Source organism: Pectobacterium sp. 1950-15 (assembly GCF_037136835.1).
In the GTDB taxonomy this organism is placed as follows: domain Bacteria; phylum Pseudomonadota; class Gammaproteobacteria; order Enterobacterales; family Enterobacteriaceae; genus Pectobacterium.
This window is the reverse complement of record NZ_JBBBQR010000010.1, coordinates 159564-174757: the sequence shown is the minus strand read 5'-3', so window position 1 is coordinate 174757 and position 15194 is coordinate 159564. Positions and strand designations below refer to the sequence as shown.

Sequence of the window (15194 nt, the reverse complement as noted above, 5' to 3'; positions counted from 1 at the left end):
TCGCGATAAAAGGCCGCTTAGTGACTCAGGTTCGTCAGGGGTTTCTACTGACCCGCCACTGGAATGACACGCCAGCGGGTACGCAGGTTGAATTCTGGCTGGCCACCAATGAGGGCCCGCTGCTGGTACGTCTGCCGCCACAGCAGGCCGTAGCCTTTATTCCCGCTCAGCAGGAAGCTCGCGCAAGAACGCTCTTACAGCAGGAAAAACGCTGGCAGTTAAAACCACTCGCCATGCAGGATTTCCACCATCAGCCGCTGCTGGGGCTATACTGCCCACAATACCGGCAGTTGATGCGACTGGAGAAACTGTTGCGTGAAGGCGGCGTTCAGGTTTACGAAGCGGATATTCGCCCGACGGAACGTTTTCTGATGGAGCGCTTTATCACCGCGCCCGTGTGGTTCAGCGGTACGCCCACGTCAGGTAGCCTGCTGACGGACGCTCGCATGAAACCTAACCCCGATTACCGCCCGACACTCAGGCTGGTGTCTTTGGATATCGAAACCAACCGCCACGGCGAGCTTTACTGCATCGGGCTGGAAGGTTGCGGGCAGCGTCAGGTTTACATGCTTGGCCCGCCGAACGGCACACCTGCCGAACACGAGGATTTTACTCTGGAGTACGTCGCCAGCCGCCCACTGCTGCTGGAAAAGCTGAATGTCTGGATGCAGCAGCACGATCCCGATGCGATCATTGGCTGGAATCTGGTGCAGTTTGACCTGCGCGTCTTACAGAAGCATGCCGAGCGCTACAACATTCCGCTCAAGCTCGGGCGTAACGGGCAAGCGCTGGAGTGGCGGGAACACGGCTTTAAACAGGGGCACTTCTTTGCCAGTACCACCGGCCGTTTGATTATCGACGGCATTGAAGCGCTCAAGTCCGCGACGTGGAATTTTGCCTCGTTTAGTCTGGAATTCGTCGCACAGTCGCTGCTGGGAGAAGGCAAAGCCATCGACACGCCCTACCAGCGAATGGACGAAATCGACCGCCGCTTTGCCGAAGATAAACCGGCACTTGCTCGCTATAACCTGCAAGACTGTGAGCTGGTCACACGTATTTTCGACAAAACCGAGCTGCTGCCGTTCTTGCTGGAGCGTGCCAGCGTCACCGGGCTGGCGGCTGACCGCAGCGGCGGTTCCGTCGCAGCATTTTCCCACCTTTATTTACCGCGCATGCACCGCATGGGCTACGTTGCGCCGAATCTGGGCGACGTCGCGCTTGAAGCCAGCCCCGGTGGATTTGTGATGGATTCGCGGCCCGGCCTGTATGATTCGGTGCTCGTGCTGGATTACAAGAGCCTCTACCCTTCCATCATTCGCACCTTTCTGATCGACCCAGTCGGGTTGGCAGCGGGAACACAAAATCCAGACGCGCAGCACGCCGTCCCCGGATTTCGCGGCGCATGGTTCTCCCGCGAACAGCACTGCCTTCCCGCGATTGTCGAGCAAATCTGGCAAGGGCGCGAAGCCGCGAAGCGCACCAGCAACAAACCACTGTCGCAGGCGTTGAAGATCATCATGAATGCCTTTTACGGCGTGCTGGGTGCCACAGGCTGCCGTTTCTTCGATCCGCGTCTCGCCTCCTCCATCACCCTACGCGGCCATGAAATCATGCGTAAAACGCGCGAACTGATCGAGGAACAAGGCTATCAGGTCATTTATGGCGATACCGACTCCACGTTCGTCTGGCTGAAACACGCGCATCGCGAAGAAGAAGCGACAACGATTGGCAACGCGCTGGTGCAGCACGTTAATCAATGGTGGACACAGCACCTGCAAGACACTTTGCAGTTAACCAGCGCGCTGGAATTGGAGTTTGAAACGCACTTTCGCCGCTTTCTGATGCCCACCATTCGCGGTGCCGAGCAAGGCAGCAAAAAGCGCTACGCCGGGCTAATCGACACGCCACAAGGCGAAAAAATGGTATTCAAAGGGCTGGAAACCGTGCGGACCGACTGGACACCGTTGGCGCAACAGTTTCAGCAGCAGCTCTATCTGCTGATTTTTCAGCAGCAGCCTTATCAAGAGTGGCTGCGGGATTATGTCGATCGCACCCTGAACGGGGAGTTCGACGATCTGCTGATCTATCGCAAACGGCTACGTCGCCGACTCGATGACTACCAGCGCAACGTGCCGCCCCACGCCAGAGCCGCAAAAATCGCCGATGACTATAACCGCCAGCAAGGCCGACCGCTGCAATACCAAAACGGCGGCTGGATCAGCTATGTGATGACCGTCAACGGCCCCGAACCGCTGGAAACCCGGCATTCACCGCTGGATTATCAGCATTATGTCGAACGCCAGCTCCAGCCAGTCGCGGACGCCATTCTTCCTTTCCTGCATGATGATTTTGCTACACTGGTAACAGGCCAGATGGGTCTGTTTTAAATGACGCGTATTCATGTTTTTTAACGAAAGGTGTTAATTCGCGGTACAGCAAGTTTGAGGGGTGACGAACGCACCGTCATCCATTACCATAACGCCCTTTCTGAATTTGCATCAGCAGCATTATCGGCACCCGATAATGTAATCAGACATTCCCCCGACACAGACGAAAATCGAGCTAAGAATTTATGCCTTTTACACTTGGTCAGCGCTGGATCAGCGATACGGAAAGCGAACTTGGACTGGGAACGGTTGTTGCCGTCGATACGCGTATGATAACGCTGCTTTTCCCTGCCAGCGGTGAAAACCGACTTTATTCCCGCAGCGACGCCCCCATCACCCGCGTGATGTTCAACCCCGGCGACACCGTCACCAGCCATGAAGGCTGGCAGCTCAAAGTTGATGACGTGCGAGAAGAAAAAGGGTTGCTGGTGTATTGCGGCCAACGCCTGGACGATGAAACGTCGGCGGAACTGCGTGAAGTCTTTCTGGACAGCAAACTGACGTTCAATAAACCGCAAGATCGCCTGTTCGCTGGACAGATCGATCGTATGGATCGCTTTGCCCTGCGCTACCGAGCCCGCAAACACCAGAACGAGCAGGCGCTACAGCAACAGGTCGGTTTACGCGGCATGCGTGCCAGCCTCATCCCGCATCAGCTTCATATCGCTTATGAAGTCGGCCAGCGTCATGCGCCACGCGTTTTACTGGCAGACGAAGTCGGTCTGGGAAAAACCATTGAAGCCGGTATGATCATCCACCAGCAGTTGTTGGCGGGCCGTGCCAGTCGCGTGCTGATTATCGTACCGGAAACCCTGCAACATCAGTGGCTGGTCGAAATGCTGCGCCGCTTTAACTTGCTGTTCTCACTGTTTGACGACGAGCGCTATGCCGAAGCCAAGCTGGACAGCAGCAACCCGTTTGAAACCGAACAGCTCGTTATTTGCTCACTGGGATTTGTGCAGCGCAGCGCCCAGCGCTTTGCGCAGCTCGTCAACGCCGACTGGGATCTGCTGGTGGTGGATGAAGCCCACCATCTGGTCTGGAGCGAAGAAAGCCCCAGCCCGGAATATCAGGCTATTGAAACGCTGGCACGCGCTACACCGGCCGTTCTGCTGTTAACCGCGACGCCGGAACAGCTTGGTCAGCAGAGCCACTTTGCACGTTTACGCCTGCTCGATCCCAACCGTTTCCACGACTATCAGGAGTTCGTCGCCGAACAGCAGCAGTACCGTCCGGTCGCCGATGCCGTCACGCTACTGTTAGCGGGCGAAAAAGCCCAGACGGCTGAACTGAATGCACTGAGCGATCTGCTGGGCGAACAGGATATCGAGCCGCTGCTGAAAGCCATCAATAGCGACAGCGATGACAATCAGAAAGCGCGTCAGGAACTGATCGCCATGCTGATGGATCGTCACGGCACCAGCCGCGTGTTGTTCCGTAACACGCGTCAGGGAGTTAAAGGTTTCCCGCAGCGTATCCTGCATCAAATCCGCCTGCCGCTGCCGTCACAGTACCAAACGGCCATTAAAGTGTCCGGCATTATGAACGCGAATAAGACGCTGGAAGTTCGCGCCCGCGACATGCTGTACCCGGAACAAATTTATCAACAGCTCGAAGGGGACGATGCCACCTGGTGGAACTTCGACCCGCGCGTGGAATGGTTACTGAACTACCTGACCGCCAATCGTGATGAAAAAGTGCTGGTGATCTGTGCGCAGGCCGCCACGGCGCTACAGCTGGAGCAAGTGCTGCGTACGCGTGAAGCGATCCGCGCCGCCGTCTTCCATGAAGGGCTGTCGATTCTGGAACGTGACCGCGCTGCCGCCTATTTTGCTTCCGAAGAAGAAGGCGCACAGGTGCTGATCTGTTCAGAGATCGGCTCCGAAGGCCGCAACTTCCAGTTTGCCAGCCATTTGGTGATGTTCGATTTGCCGTTCAACCCCGACCTGCTGGAACAGCGTATCGGCCGTCTGGATCGTATCGGGCAGGCAAAAGAAATTCAGATTCTGGTGCCGTATCTGGAAAATACCGCGCAGGCCATGCTGGTACGCTGGTATCACGAAGGGTTGGATGCGTTTGAGCACACCTGCCCGACAGGCCGCACCATCTATGATGCGCACCATGCACAGCTGATCGAGCGACTGACGACCGTTGGTGAACAGCAAGGACTGGATGAATTTATTCACACCTGCCGCCAACAGCACGACAACCTGAAACAGCAGCTTGAACAAGGCCGCGATCGTCTGCTGGAAATGCATTCTAACGGTGGCGAGCAGGCCCAGCAGTTGGCGCAGGCCATTGCCGAACAGGATAATGACGTCAATCTGGTGACATTCGCGCTGAACCTGTTTGATATTGTTGGCATCAATCAGGAAGATCGCAGCGATAACCTGATCGTCCTGACGCCATCCGATCATATGCTGGTGCCGGATTTCCCTGGCCTGCCGCAGGATGGCTGCACGATCACTTTCGATCGCGATCAGGCACTTTCCCGCGAGGATGCGCAGTTTATCAGTTGGGAGCACCCGCTCATCCGTAACGGGCTCGATCTGGTGCTGTCCGGCGATACCGGAAGCTGTGCGGTGTCGCTGCTGAAAAATAAAGCCCTGCCGGTCGGCACGCTGCTGGCTGAGCTGGTTTACGTTGTCGAAGCACAAGCGCCTAAGCACCTGCAACTGACCCGTTTCCTGCCGCCAACGCCGGTTCGCCTGCTCATGGATCGTAAAGGGACCAATCTGGCAGCACAGGTTGAGTTTGAGAGCTTCAACCGCCAGCTCAACGCGGTAAACCGTCATACGTCCAGCAAGCTGGTAAATGCGGTACAGGCCGACGTTCACGCGATGCTGCAACAGGCGGAAGCATTAGTCGAAACGCAGGCACGCCAGCTCATTACCGAAGCCCAGGAGCAGGCTGACCTGCAATTGCGCCGCGAGCTGGAGCGTCTGGAAGCGCTGAAAGCCGTCAACCCTAACATTCGTGAAGATGAGCTGACTGCGCTGGAAAATCAGCGTGAGCAGGTGCTGAGTAATCTCCATGAGGCCAACTGGCGTCTGGATGCTATCCGTCTGGTTGTGGTGACACACCAGTAAACGTTTCCGACAGCGGTATAGGCATAAACCTCATACCGCTGTTATAAAGACACGTTGTTTGCAAAACCGAGATACACGGGCATACCACGGGGCGAGGTCTCCCTGCGGGAACCTCATCCCCGTGTTCTCCCTAATATCACACATTATATGTTGCCTGAAGGTGCTCCGATGGAACCCTATAATCCGCCTACCGATCCCTGGTTGCATATTCTTTACCAGGATCAGCACATCATGGTGGTGAATAAACCCAGCGGTCTGCTGTCGGTTCCCGGCCGTGCGCCAGAACACAAAGACAGCGTCATGAGCCGCATTCAGGCTGACTACCCAACGGCCGAATCCGTTCATCGTCTGGACATGGCGACCAGCGGCGTCATTGCCGTCGCACTCACAAAAGCCGCCGAGCGTGAATTAAAGCGCCAGTTTCGCGAGCGCGAACCGAAGAAATCCTACCTTGCCCGCGTCTGGGGGCATATGGAGCAGGATGAAGGCATCATCGATCTTCCGCTGATCTGCGACTGGCCGAACCGCCCAAAACAGAAAGTCTGTTTTGAAACAGGCAAAGCGGCACAGACGGAATATCAGGTACTCTCACGCGACGATGACGGTACGACGCGCGTCAAGCTGATGCCGATTACCGGCCGATCCCACCAACTGCGCGTCCATCTGCTCGCGCTGGGCCACCCTATCCTCGGCGATGGCTTTTATGCCCATCCTGATGCTAAAGCAATGGCGCCCCGCCTGTTATTACACGCACAAGAACTGGCTATCACGCACCCAGCTTTCAATACCCCGATGCACTTTCGTTGCGAAGCGGATTTCTAAGGCAAACGCGCCGACGGCATTTGCAAATCGGATTTGGTAGCGCGGTAAAACGGGGAAGTAACAAGAAGGGGAAGATGCGGATTATTTTGTCTGATTCGCGCTTTTCAACAGTTCATAGGCTGCCTGAATATCCTGCGCTTTTCGCTTGGCCATCTCCATCATCCTTGGCGAAAGTTTCTTGGCGACCAGCTTATCGGGATGATGCTCACTCATGAGTTTACGGTAGGCGCGCTTAATCGTTGCAGCATCATCGCTGCTACGCACACCCAGCGTACGACAGGCGCTTTCGACTGTTAGCCCGCGCGGTGGTGACGCAGGACGCTGACCGCCATAAGAGTGGCCGTTGGAATAGCCATTATTACGACGCTGATGTGATTTACCGTTCTGTCGTGACTGATTCTGCCGAGACTGTTGCCCCGAGGTACCTTCCATATTTCGCAGGAAAAACTCAAACTGCTCGCGCGTCACGCCCAGCTCATCGGCAATCACGTACAACACGCGTCGCTCATTCGGGTGCAAAACGCCATCAACAAATGCGACCTGAAGCTGGATTTCCAGAAACATCTTAATTAAATCAAAGCGTCCCAGACAGGCATCACGCAGCTTGCGTAATTTTATGCGCAGAGGGAAATGACCGGCCTTTCCTTCGCGGAAAGCCCTCTGAGCCGCGGTTCTGGCCTCACCAAACAGCTCAAGGCGATCCATCATTTTGGTCGCGATCTTGATATCGGCCTCAGTCACCCGGCCTTTGGATTTGGTCAGGTGCCCCATGGCTTGAAAGGTCGTGAGAAAGAACAATGACTGGCGGGTAGACTGAGCCGAAAAATAATCACGGCGACGCGATGCCCGGGCTTTGTCAATCCAATGCCCCATCAGTAAGCCCATGATCATTCCCCAGATGCCAGCGCTTGAGACGATTCCCAGCGCTAACCCCAGCAACTTTCCCCAATACCGCATATACTCCTCAAATCCTCATGCCGTCAGCCAAAAATTGCTTTATCATACCTGTCATTTATCTTTGCACCTAACGGCGGTGCGTATAGGCGGTGGGGATTTAACACTGGCGCAACGCTAACGAGTGATATAGTCTCTGACCGTTTGCCGGCATGATGCCCCTGATGACGGAACACCTGATACTGCGTATGAAAAAAAGTTTCCCAACTCTGCTGGCCACTCTGGTTTGGTCGGCGCTTTACAGCCAGCACGCGCTGGCCGATCTCGCTGAACAGTGCATGCTGGGTGTACCTACGTACAACAGACCGCTGGTTACTGGCGATCCCAATCAGCTGCCGGTCAATATTCAGGCCGATAAAACCGAAGCCAACTACCCAGACAGCGCCAAATTCACCGGTAATGTTAACATCCAGCAGGGCAACAGTGTCATGACTGCCGAGCAGGTGGAGCTGAACCAGTTGGATCCGGCAACACAGGGTAGCACGCCCACGCGAACCATTACCGCGACGGGGAATGTCCACTACGACGACAATCAGGTTATCCTGAAAGGCCCTAAAGCCTGGGCCAACCTAAACACCAAAGATACCGACGTCTATGAAGGCGACTATCAGATGGTGGGCCGTCAAGGGCGTGGTTCCGCCGACAAAATGAAAATGCGTGACAGCAATCGCTACACCATTCTGGAAAACGGCTCCTTCACTTCCTGTCTGCCGGGAGATAATAGCTGGAGTGTCGTCGGTTCGGAAGTGATTCAAGACAGAGAAGAGCAGGTTGCTGAAATCTGGAACGCGCGTTTCAAGATTGCTGGCGTACCTGTGTTCTATAGCCCGTATTTGCAGCTTCCTATCGGCGATAAACGACGCTCTGGCTTCCTGATCCCTAATGCGCAATATGGCAGCAGCAATGGTTTTGAACTGCTAACGCCCTATTACTGGAACATCGCGCCTAATTTTGACGCCACAATCACACCGCATCTGCAAACTAAACGTGGTATGCAGTGGCAGAACGAATTCCGCTACCTGACCACGCCGGGCCTTGGTGTCATTCAGTTCGACTGGCTGCCCAGCGACAATGAATACGCTAAAGTCTCCCCACAGGACGATAACGACACCCGCTGGCTGTTCCATTGGGGTCACAGCGGCGTGATGGATCAGGTGTGGCGTTTTAACGCGGACTACACAAAAGTCAGCGACGACCGCTACTTCACCGATCTGAGCTCGAATTACGGGTCAACCACCGATGGCTACGTTACCCAAAAATTCAGTGCGGGTTACGCGAACCAAAACTGGAACGCCACGGTGTCCACCAAACAGTTTCAGGTCTTTTCCAATGCGACCAACCGCGATGTCTATCGTGCTGAGCCGCAGCTCGATATCAATTATTACCAGAATGATATCGGCCCGGTTGATATGCACCTTTATGGTCAGGCGGTAAAATTTACCAACGTCAACAACAATCGACCAGAAGCGACTCGTCTGCACGTTGAACCAACGTTGAATCTGCCGTTAGCAAACCGTTGGGCCAGCCTGAATACCGAAGCCAAGCTATTGGCGACGCATTATCAACAGGACAATCTGGATCGCTATCGTGCGACACCAAGTAGCACTCAAGAAATACAAGATTCAAAAAATGCACTGAAAGACTCGGTGAATCGGGTGATGCCACAATATAAAATCGATGGCAAGATGGTCTTTGAGCGCGAAATGGACTGGTCTCAGGCTTATACCCAGACGCTGGAACCTCGCGCGCAGTACTTGTATGTCCCTTATCGCGATCAGAGCAGCATCCATACCTATGACTCCACGCTGATGCAGACCGACTATTCAGGCCTGTTCCGCGATCGCAGTTACAGCGGTCTGGACCGCATCGCGTCCGCAAATCAGCTTGTGACCGGTGTCACCACGCGTATTTATGATGATGCGTTGGTTGAACGTTTTAACGCTTCTATTGGTCAAATCTATTACTTTGATCGCCCACGCACGGGTGACCGCAACACGTCGCTCGATAAAAGCGATAACAACGGGAGCCAGGTGTGGGCCGGTGACTCCTTCCTGAGAATCGATGACAGATGGGGTGTTCGCGGAGGTCTGCAGTATGACAATCGTCTGAACGAAGTCGCGCTGGGCGACGCCGTGTTAGAATACCGTCGTGATGCGGAACGTCTGGTGCAGCTGAATTATCGTTACGCGAGCCCAGAATATATTCGAGACATGATCCCTAATGTCACGAACCCTGGCTTCCAGCAAGGTATCTCGCAGGTCGGTATCACCGCGAGCTGGCCGATTGTCGAGCGTTGGGCCGTGGTGGGTGCTTATTATTACGACACCAAGGCCAATCAGCCGGCGAACCAGCTTATTGGCTTACAGTACAATACCTGCTGTTGGGCCGTGAGCGTCGGTTATGAACGTAAAATTACCGACTGGAACAGCGTCAGCCGCAGCAGCGAATACGACAACAAAGTGTCGTTTAATATCGAATTACGTGGTTTAAGCAGTAATTACAGTCTGGGTTCTGAAAAAATGTTGCGCTCAGGTATTCTGCCTTACCAGCGCGCATTCTGATGTCACCCAGAGTGTTAGTAGCAAGCAGGCTGTCTCACTGAAACGTTGGAACTTTTAACCCGCCTTGCGGATGAAATAATGGGAAAGGTATGAAGAACTGGAGAACGCTTATTCTCGGATTGGCACTGAGTGCCTCTACCGCGTTCGCAGCACCACAGGTGGTTGATAAAGTCGCAGCAGTGGTCGACAACAGCGTCGTGTTGGAAAGTGATGTAAACAGTCTTTTGCAGTCGGTAAAACTGAACGCCCAGCAGGCCGGGCAACAGTTGCCTGATGACGCCACGTTGCGCCATCAGATTACTGACCGTTTAATCATGGATAACATCATTTTGCAAATGGCGCAGAAGATGGGTATCCAGGTGACGGATGAGCAACTGAATCAGGCAATTACCAATATTGCCGCTCAGAACCGGATGTCTCTGGACCAGCTAAAAAGCCAGCTGGCTTATGAAGGCCTGAACTACAACACCTACCGTAACCAGATTCGCAAAGAGATGCTGATCTCGGAAGTGCGTAACAACGAAGTTCGTCGTCGCGTTACCGTACTGCCGCAGGAAGTCGATACGCTGGCTAAGCAGATCGCCAACCAGACCGGTGAAAACGATGAGCTGAACCTGAGCCACATTCTGATCCCATTACCGGAAAACCCGACTCAGCAGCAGGTTGATGAGGCGGAAAATCTGGCAACGTCGCTGGTGAAACAAATCAGTGAAGGCGCAGATTTTGGTAAGTTGGCCATCACCTATTCGGCTGACTCTCAGGCGCTGAAAGGCGGCCAGATGGGCTGGGGTAAACTGCAAGAGATCCCAACGCTGTTTGCCGAGCGCTTAACTCAGGCGCAGAAAGGCCAAATCGTCGGTCCGATCCGTTCCGGCGTAGGTTTCCACATTCTGAAAGTGAACGATATTCGCGGCGGTAACAAAAGCATATCGGTAACCGAAACCCATGCTCGCCATATTCTGATCAAACCGTCTGTCGTCATGACGGACAGTCAGGCGCAAGCCAAACTGGCCGAAGTGGCACAGCAGATCAAAAACGGCAGCACCGATTTCGCCGCACAAGCCAAACTGCTTTCTCAGGATCCTGGTTCAGCGAATCAGGGCGGCGACCTTGGCTGGGCTTCTCCAGATATGTACGATCCGGCCTTCCGCGATGCGTTGTTGAAACTGAAGAAAGGCGAAATCAGTCAGCCTGTCCATTCCTCTTTTGGCTGGCATCTAATTCAGTTGCTGGATACCCGTCAGGTGGATAAAACCGACGCGGCACAAAAAGAGCAGGCTTACCGTATGATCTTTAACCGTAAATTCGCCGAAGAAGCACAAACCTGGATGCAGGAACAGCGTGCATCGGCGTATGTCAAAGTGATTAATGGCGCCACTAACTAATGCAGACTGAGAGCAATACACCACGCGTTGTGATCACCCCCGGCGAACCCGCCGGGATTGGCCCCGATCTGGTGGTTGCTCTGGCTCAACAGGCCTGGCCTGTGGAGCTGGTCATCTGTGCGGATCCTGACCTGTTATTGAGTCGCGCATTGCAGCTGTCTATGCCGCTGACATTGCGCGACTATCAACCCGGCCAGCCCGCACAGCCACAACAGGCAGGTAGCCTCACTATCCTGCCGATCGCCACATCGGCAACCGTCATTGCCAGCCAATTGAATGTCGCTAACAGCGCTTATGTCGTTGAGACATTGGCTCGTGCTTGCGACGGCTGTCTGAACGGTGAATTCGCCGCGCTGATTACTGGCCCGGTACATAAAGGCATTATCAACGATGCTGGTGTTCCATTCAGCGGACACACTGAATTTTTCGCCGAGCGCAGCGGCTGTGACCGTGTTGTTATGATGCTGGCGACGGAAGAACTGCGTGTTGCCTTAGCCACCACGCATCTGCCGCTTGCCGCCGTTTCTGCGGCTATTACCCGCCAGAGCCTGCACGAAGTCATCACGATTTTGCACCATGATTTGCAGACAAAATTCGGCATCGTTCAACCGCAGATTTATGTTTGTGGATTGAACCCTCATGCCGGTGAAGGCGGCCATATGGGCCGTGAAGAGCTGGATGTGATTAATCCGGCGCTGGATGAACTGCGGCAGCAGGGTATCACGCTGGTTGGGCCGCTGCCTGCGGACACCCTTTTCCAGCCCAAATATCTGCAACACGCTGACGCCGTGTTGGCGATGTACCACGATCAAGGGCTCCCGGTTCTGAAATATCAGGGCTTCGGGCGCGCCGTTAATATCACGCTGGGGTTACCCTTTATTCGCACATCAGTTGACCACGGAACAGCACTTGAGCTGGCCGCAACGGGCAGTGCCGACCCCGGCAGCTTCATCACGGCATTAAATCTTGCCATTAAAATGATAAAACACAGTAATGAATAATCGCGTACACCAAGGTCACTTCGCCCGTAAACGTTTTGGGCAAAACTTTTTAAACGATCACTTCGTGATCGATAGCATCGTCTCGGCTATTCACCCTCAGCCAGGACAGGCAGTCGTAGAGATCGGCCCCGGCCTCGGTGCACTGACCGCGCCTGTCGGCGAACGGATGGATCGTTTCACCGTTATTGAGCTGGACAGGGATCTGGCCGCGCGGTTGGAAACACATCCGACGCTGAAAGATAAGCTGACAATTATTCAGCAAGATGCCATGACGATCGATTTCGCCGCGCTCGCTGAGCAAGCCGGCCAACCGCTGCGCGTTTTTGGCAACCTGCCGTATAATATTTCCACACCGCTGATGTTCCACCTGTTCAGCTATACTCAATCTATCCGCGACATGCACTTTATGTTGCAGAAAGAAGTGGTTAACCGTTTGGTTGCAGGGCCGAACAGCAAAGCGTTCGGACGCCTGAGCGTTATGGCGCAGTATTATTGTCAGGTGATTCCGGTGCTTGAAGTGCCGCCAGAGGCCTTCAAGCCCGCACCTAAAGTTGATTCCGCCGTAGTGCGACTCGTGCCTCATGCCGAGATCCCCTACCCGGTCAGCGACATTCGCGTGCTAAGCCGCATCACGACGGAAGCATTTAACCAGCGCCGTAAGACACTGCGTAACAGTCTGGGCAATCTGTTCACCCCAGACGTGCTCGCTGAACTGGGGATCGATGCCACCAGCCGCGCAGAGAATGTGTCCGTTGAGCAATATTGCCGATTGGCTAACTGGTTAAGTGAGCATCCGGCAAAACAGGAATAACTGGAGTTCATCATGATTAATGCGCCCCGTGTTTGTGTACAGGTTCAGAGCTTCTACGTGGAATCACAATCGGAGCCTGATGAAGAACGTTTCGTGTTTGCTTACACGATTACGGTTCGCAATCTGGGGCGTCATGAAGTCCAGCTTTTGGGGCGTTATTGGCTGATCACCAACGGTAACGGCCGACAGACTGAAGTTCAGGGTGAAGGCGTGGTCGGCGAACAGCCGATTATCCACCCTGGCAGCGAATTCCAATATACCAGCGGTGCCGTTATAGAAACGCCCCTCGGTACAATGGAAGGCCACTACCATATGACTGACCATCAGGGTAACGCGTTTCAGGTTTCCATCCCCGTTTTCCGTCTGGCTATCCCTTCACTGATACATTAATTATGTCTACCTATTTAGTTGGCGATGTTCACGGCTGTTTAGTTGAACTCAAAGCGCTATTGGCGCAAGTTTCCTTTAATCCGGAGCAAGATACGCTGTGGTTAACCGGCGATTTAGTCGCACGCGGCCCGGATTCGCTTCAGGTTCTGCGCTTCGTTCGCTCTCTCGGTCCTGCTGTTCGCATGGTGCTCGGCAACCACGACCTGCACCTGTTGGCCGTTTATGCTGGCATCAGCCGCAACAAACCGAAAGATCGTATCAGCGATCTCCTCACCGCACCGGACGCAGACGAGCTCATCAACTGGCTACGCCGCCAGCCGATCCTACAGGTCGATGACGATCTGAAGCTGGTGATGGCGCATGCGGGCATCACGCCGCAGTGGGATCTCCCCACTGCACAGATGTGCGCTCGAGAAGTCGAATCGATCCTGAGCAGCGACAGCTATCCGCTTTTCCTCGATGCGATGTATGGCGATATGCCGAATCACTGGAGCCCGGAACTTAGCGGCCTGGCACGTCTACGCTTTAGCACCAACGTATTTACCCGTATGCGCTACTGCTTCTCCGGCGGGCAACTGGATATGCTCTGTAAAGAGCCACCGACTCAGGCCCCTTCTCTGCTAAAACCGTGGTTTGAGCTGCCAAGTCAGGTTGCCGGGGAATATGCTATTGCCTTCGGTCACTGGGCATCGCTGGAAGGGAAAGGCACACCGGAAAATATTTACGCGCTGGATACCGGGTGCTGTTGGGGGGGGGAGCTGACTATGCTGCGTTGGGACGATAAGCGCTATTTCACGCAGTCGTCACTTTCATCAAGCACTTCATCAAATACCGAATCTTCTGGTGATATCGCGCTCTGAACGGGCGGATTCATACGCTCATGTACAGCGCACCACCGTTACAGAAAGGGGAAGGCCGTCCCAGACTGAACCTTTTCGGACGGTGGTGCAGCTGACTCCTCGGCGGGAATCGACCAGATACCGCCGCCAAGAAATCCGGCCAGACCAACGGCTTCTACGTTGCCTGATGGTAATTCTCGGCGGCGTGGATCGCTCAGGCGGTCAGTATTCAGATTACTGTTTCTATTCGTCATGCTTACTGTCTCCTATCTATCAAACACAGCGGCTTAACGACATCTCAATTTAACGACGAAAGCCGCTACTCGTTGTCATACTAGCGATGATAGATGACGGAAATGTGACCCATTCCGGCTAAAAAATGGAGAGTCTCTCTCATTGTGGTTGCTTATGGGTTGCAACAGCAGGTTTTGCCAGCGGCGGAGAAGCCGCAGAGTATTGCACCACCAGCATCCCCATCACGATTAACGCGACGCCTGCTATCCGCCCCAGCGTTGCAGGCTTCACCGCCAGCCCCATCAAGCCAAAATGATCGATAATCAGCGATGCCACCACCTGACCAGCAATCACACAGACAATAAAGCCTGAGGCACCGAGCTTTGGCGTCAGCAATAACGCGGCGGTGATATAAGCGACGCCCGCAACGCCACCCAGCCAAATCCACCACGGCCCCTGCAAAGCGGGACCGACCGTAGGCGTCGGTATCCTGGCTGCAAACAGGATCGGTAACAGTACACAAATACTGACCAGCAGTGAGACCAGCGTGGCCCACAGTGGATGACCTAACGCGCGCCCCAGCGCCGCATTGCTGGCAGCCTGAAAAGGCACAATGCTCCCGGCAAGCACAGCAATACCCAGCGGCAGCAGTAATGAGAGAGAAAAAGAAGAGAATAACGACATGGAACCCCCTGGCTCACACTATAAAGTTCACAACGTA

12 protein-coding genes are annotated in these 15194 nt (G+C 54.5%); 9 read left to right on the top strand and 3 right to left on the bottom strand.

The window, feature by feature from the left end; translation table 11 throughout:
• The first annotated feature begins 20 nt into the window (after positions 1-20).
• From WCT94_RS13335 to rluA, 3 genes are all read left to right on the top strand, one after another.
• Positions 21-2387 carry a DNA polymerase II gene (locus WCT94_RS13335; protein WP_336869939.1) on the top strand — a complete coding sequence of 789 codons (2367 nt, stop codon included), beginning with the start codon at positions 21-23 and terminating at the stop codon, positions 2385-2387.
• A 185-nt stretch (positions 2388-2572) separates the two neighbouring features.
• The gene (gene rapA, locus WCT94_RS13330) at positions 2573-5476 is read left to right on the top strand and encodes an RNA polymerase-associated protein RapA (protein WP_336869938.1); all 2904 of its coding nucleotides are present in this window, start codon (positions 2573-2575) and stop codon (positions 5474-5476) included.
• Between the two features lie 168 nt (positions 5477-5644).
• On the top strand, positions 5645-6298 hold the full coding sequence (gene rluA / locus WCT94_RS13325) for a bifunctional tRNA pseudouridine(32) synthase/23S rRNA pseudouridine(746) synthase RluA (RefSeq protein ID WP_336869937.1): 654 nt from the start codon (positions 5645-5647) through the stop codon (positions 6296-6298).
• A gap of 81 nt (positions 6299-6379) precedes the next feature.
• On the opposite strand, the gene djlA is transcribed toward rluA, so the two are convergent.
• A complete protein-coding gene (gene djlA / locus WCT94_RS13320; RefSeq protein ID WP_336869936.1) occupies positions 6380-7255 on the bottom strand; it encodes a co-chaperone DjlA in 876 nt (291 codons plus the stop codon).
• Between the two features lie 149 nt (positions 7256-7404).
• Here djlA and lptD point away from each other — a divergent pair, with 149 nt between their 5' ends.
• The 6 genes from lptD to apaH all read left to right on the top strand — a co-directional run bounded on the left by lptD (position 7405) and on the right by apaH (position 14260).
• Positions 7405-9813 carry an LPS assembly protein LptD gene (lptD, locus tag WCT94_RS13315; protein WP_336869935.1) on the top strand — a complete coding sequence of 803 codons (2409 nt, stop codon included), beginning with the start codon at positions 7405-7407 and terminating at the stop codon, positions 9811-9813.
• 89 nt (positions 9814-9902) lie between these two features.
• Entirely contained in the window at positions 9903-11198 is a 1296-nt protein-coding gene (surA, locus tag WCT94_RS13310) for a peptidylprolyl isomerase SurA (RefSeq protein WP_336869934.1), read from the top strand.
• On the top strand, positions 11198-12199 hold the full coding sequence (gene pdxA, locus WCT94_RS13305; RefSeq protein WP_336869933.1) for a 4-hydroxythreonine-4-phosphate dehydrogenase PdxA: 1002 nt from the start codon (positions 11198-11200) through the stop codon (positions 12197-12199). Before surA ends, pdxA begins: the two co-directional genes overlap by 1 nt.
• Entirely contained in the window at positions 12192-13010 is an 819-nt protein-coding gene (gene rsmA / locus WCT94_RS13300; RefSeq protein WP_180741500.1) for a 16S rRNA (adenine(1518)-N(6)/adenine(1519)-N(6))-dimethyltransferase RsmA, read from the top strand. The genes pdxA and rsmA overlap by 8 nt, the downstream gene beginning before the upstream one ends.
• 12 nt (positions 13011-13022) lie before the next feature.
• Complete coding sequence (apaG, locus tag WCT94_RS13295; protein WP_180741499.1) at positions 13023-13400, top strand: Co2+/Mg2+ efflux protein ApaG; 378 nt, start codon at positions 13023-13025, stop codon at positions 13398-13400.
• Between the two features lie 2 nt (positions 13401-13402).
• On the top strand, positions 13403-14260 hold the full coding sequence (gene apaH, locus WCT94_RS13290) for a bis(5'-nucleosyl)-tetraphosphatase (symmetrical) ApaH (protein ID WP_336869932.1): 858 nt from the start codon (positions 13403-13405) through the stop codon (positions 14258-14260).
• 38 nt (positions 14261-14298) lie between these two features.
• Here apaH and WCT94_RS13285 read toward each other — a convergent pair whose 3' ends face one another.
• Entirely contained in the window at positions 14299-14493 is a 195-nt protein-coding gene (locus WCT94_RS13285; protein WP_336869931.1) for a hypothetical protein, read from the bottom strand.
• Between the two features lie 139 nt (positions 14494-14632).
• Positions 14633-15157, bottom strand: a complete 525-nt coding sequence (locus WCT94_RS13280; RefSeq protein WP_336869929.1) for a DMT family transporter — start codon at positions 15155-15157, stop codon at positions 14633-14635.
• Between the last annotated feature and the right edge of the window lie 37 nt (positions 15158-15194).

What these genes read in the sequence shown, in the direction of transcription:
- rapA (WP_336869938.1), top strand. Translation starts at nt 2,573, where the DNA reads ATGCCTTTTACACTTGGTCAGCGCTGGATCAGCGATACGGAAAGCGAA.
- rluA (WP_336869937.1), top strand. Translation starts at nt 5,645, where the DNA reads ATGGAACCCTATAATCCGCCTACCGATCCCTGGTTGCATATTCTTTAC.
- djlA (WP_336869936.1), bottom strand. Translation starts at nt 7,255, where the DNA reads ATGCGGTATTGGGGAAAGTTGCTGGGGTTAGCGCTGGGAATCGTCTCA.
- lptD (WP_336869935.1), top strand. Translation starts at nt 7,405, where the DNA reads ATGATGCCCCTGATGACGGAACACCTGATACTGCGTATGAAAAAAAGT.
- surA (WP_336869934.1), top strand. Translation starts at nt 9,903, where the DNA reads ATGAAGAACTGGAGAACGCTTATTCTCGGATTGGCACTGAGTGCCTCT.
- pdxA (WP_336869933.1), top strand. Translation starts at nt 11,198, where the DNA reads ATGCAGACTGAGAGCAATACACCACGCGTTGTGATCACCCCCGGCGAA.
- rsmA (WP_180741500.1), top strand. Translation starts at nt 12,192, where the DNA reads ATGAATAATCGCGTACACCAAGGTCACTTCGCCCGTAAACGTTTTGGG.
- apaG (WP_180741499.1), top strand. Translation starts at nt 13,023, where the DNA reads ATGATTAATGCGCCCCGTGTTTGTGTACAGGTTCAGAGCTTCTACGTG.
- apaH (WP_336869932.1), top strand. Translation starts at nt 13,403, where the DNA reads ATGTCTACCTATTTAGTTGGCGATGTTCACGGCTGTTTAGTTGAACTC.
- WCT94_RS13285 (WP_336869931.1), bottom strand. Translation starts at nt 14,493, where the DNA reads ATGACGAATAGAAACAGTAATCTGAATACTGACCGCCTGAGCGATCCA.
- WCT94_RS13280 (WP_336869929.1), bottom strand. Translation starts at nt 15,157, where the DNA reads ATGTCGTTATTCTCTTCTTTTTCTCTCTCATTACTGCTGCCGCTGGGT.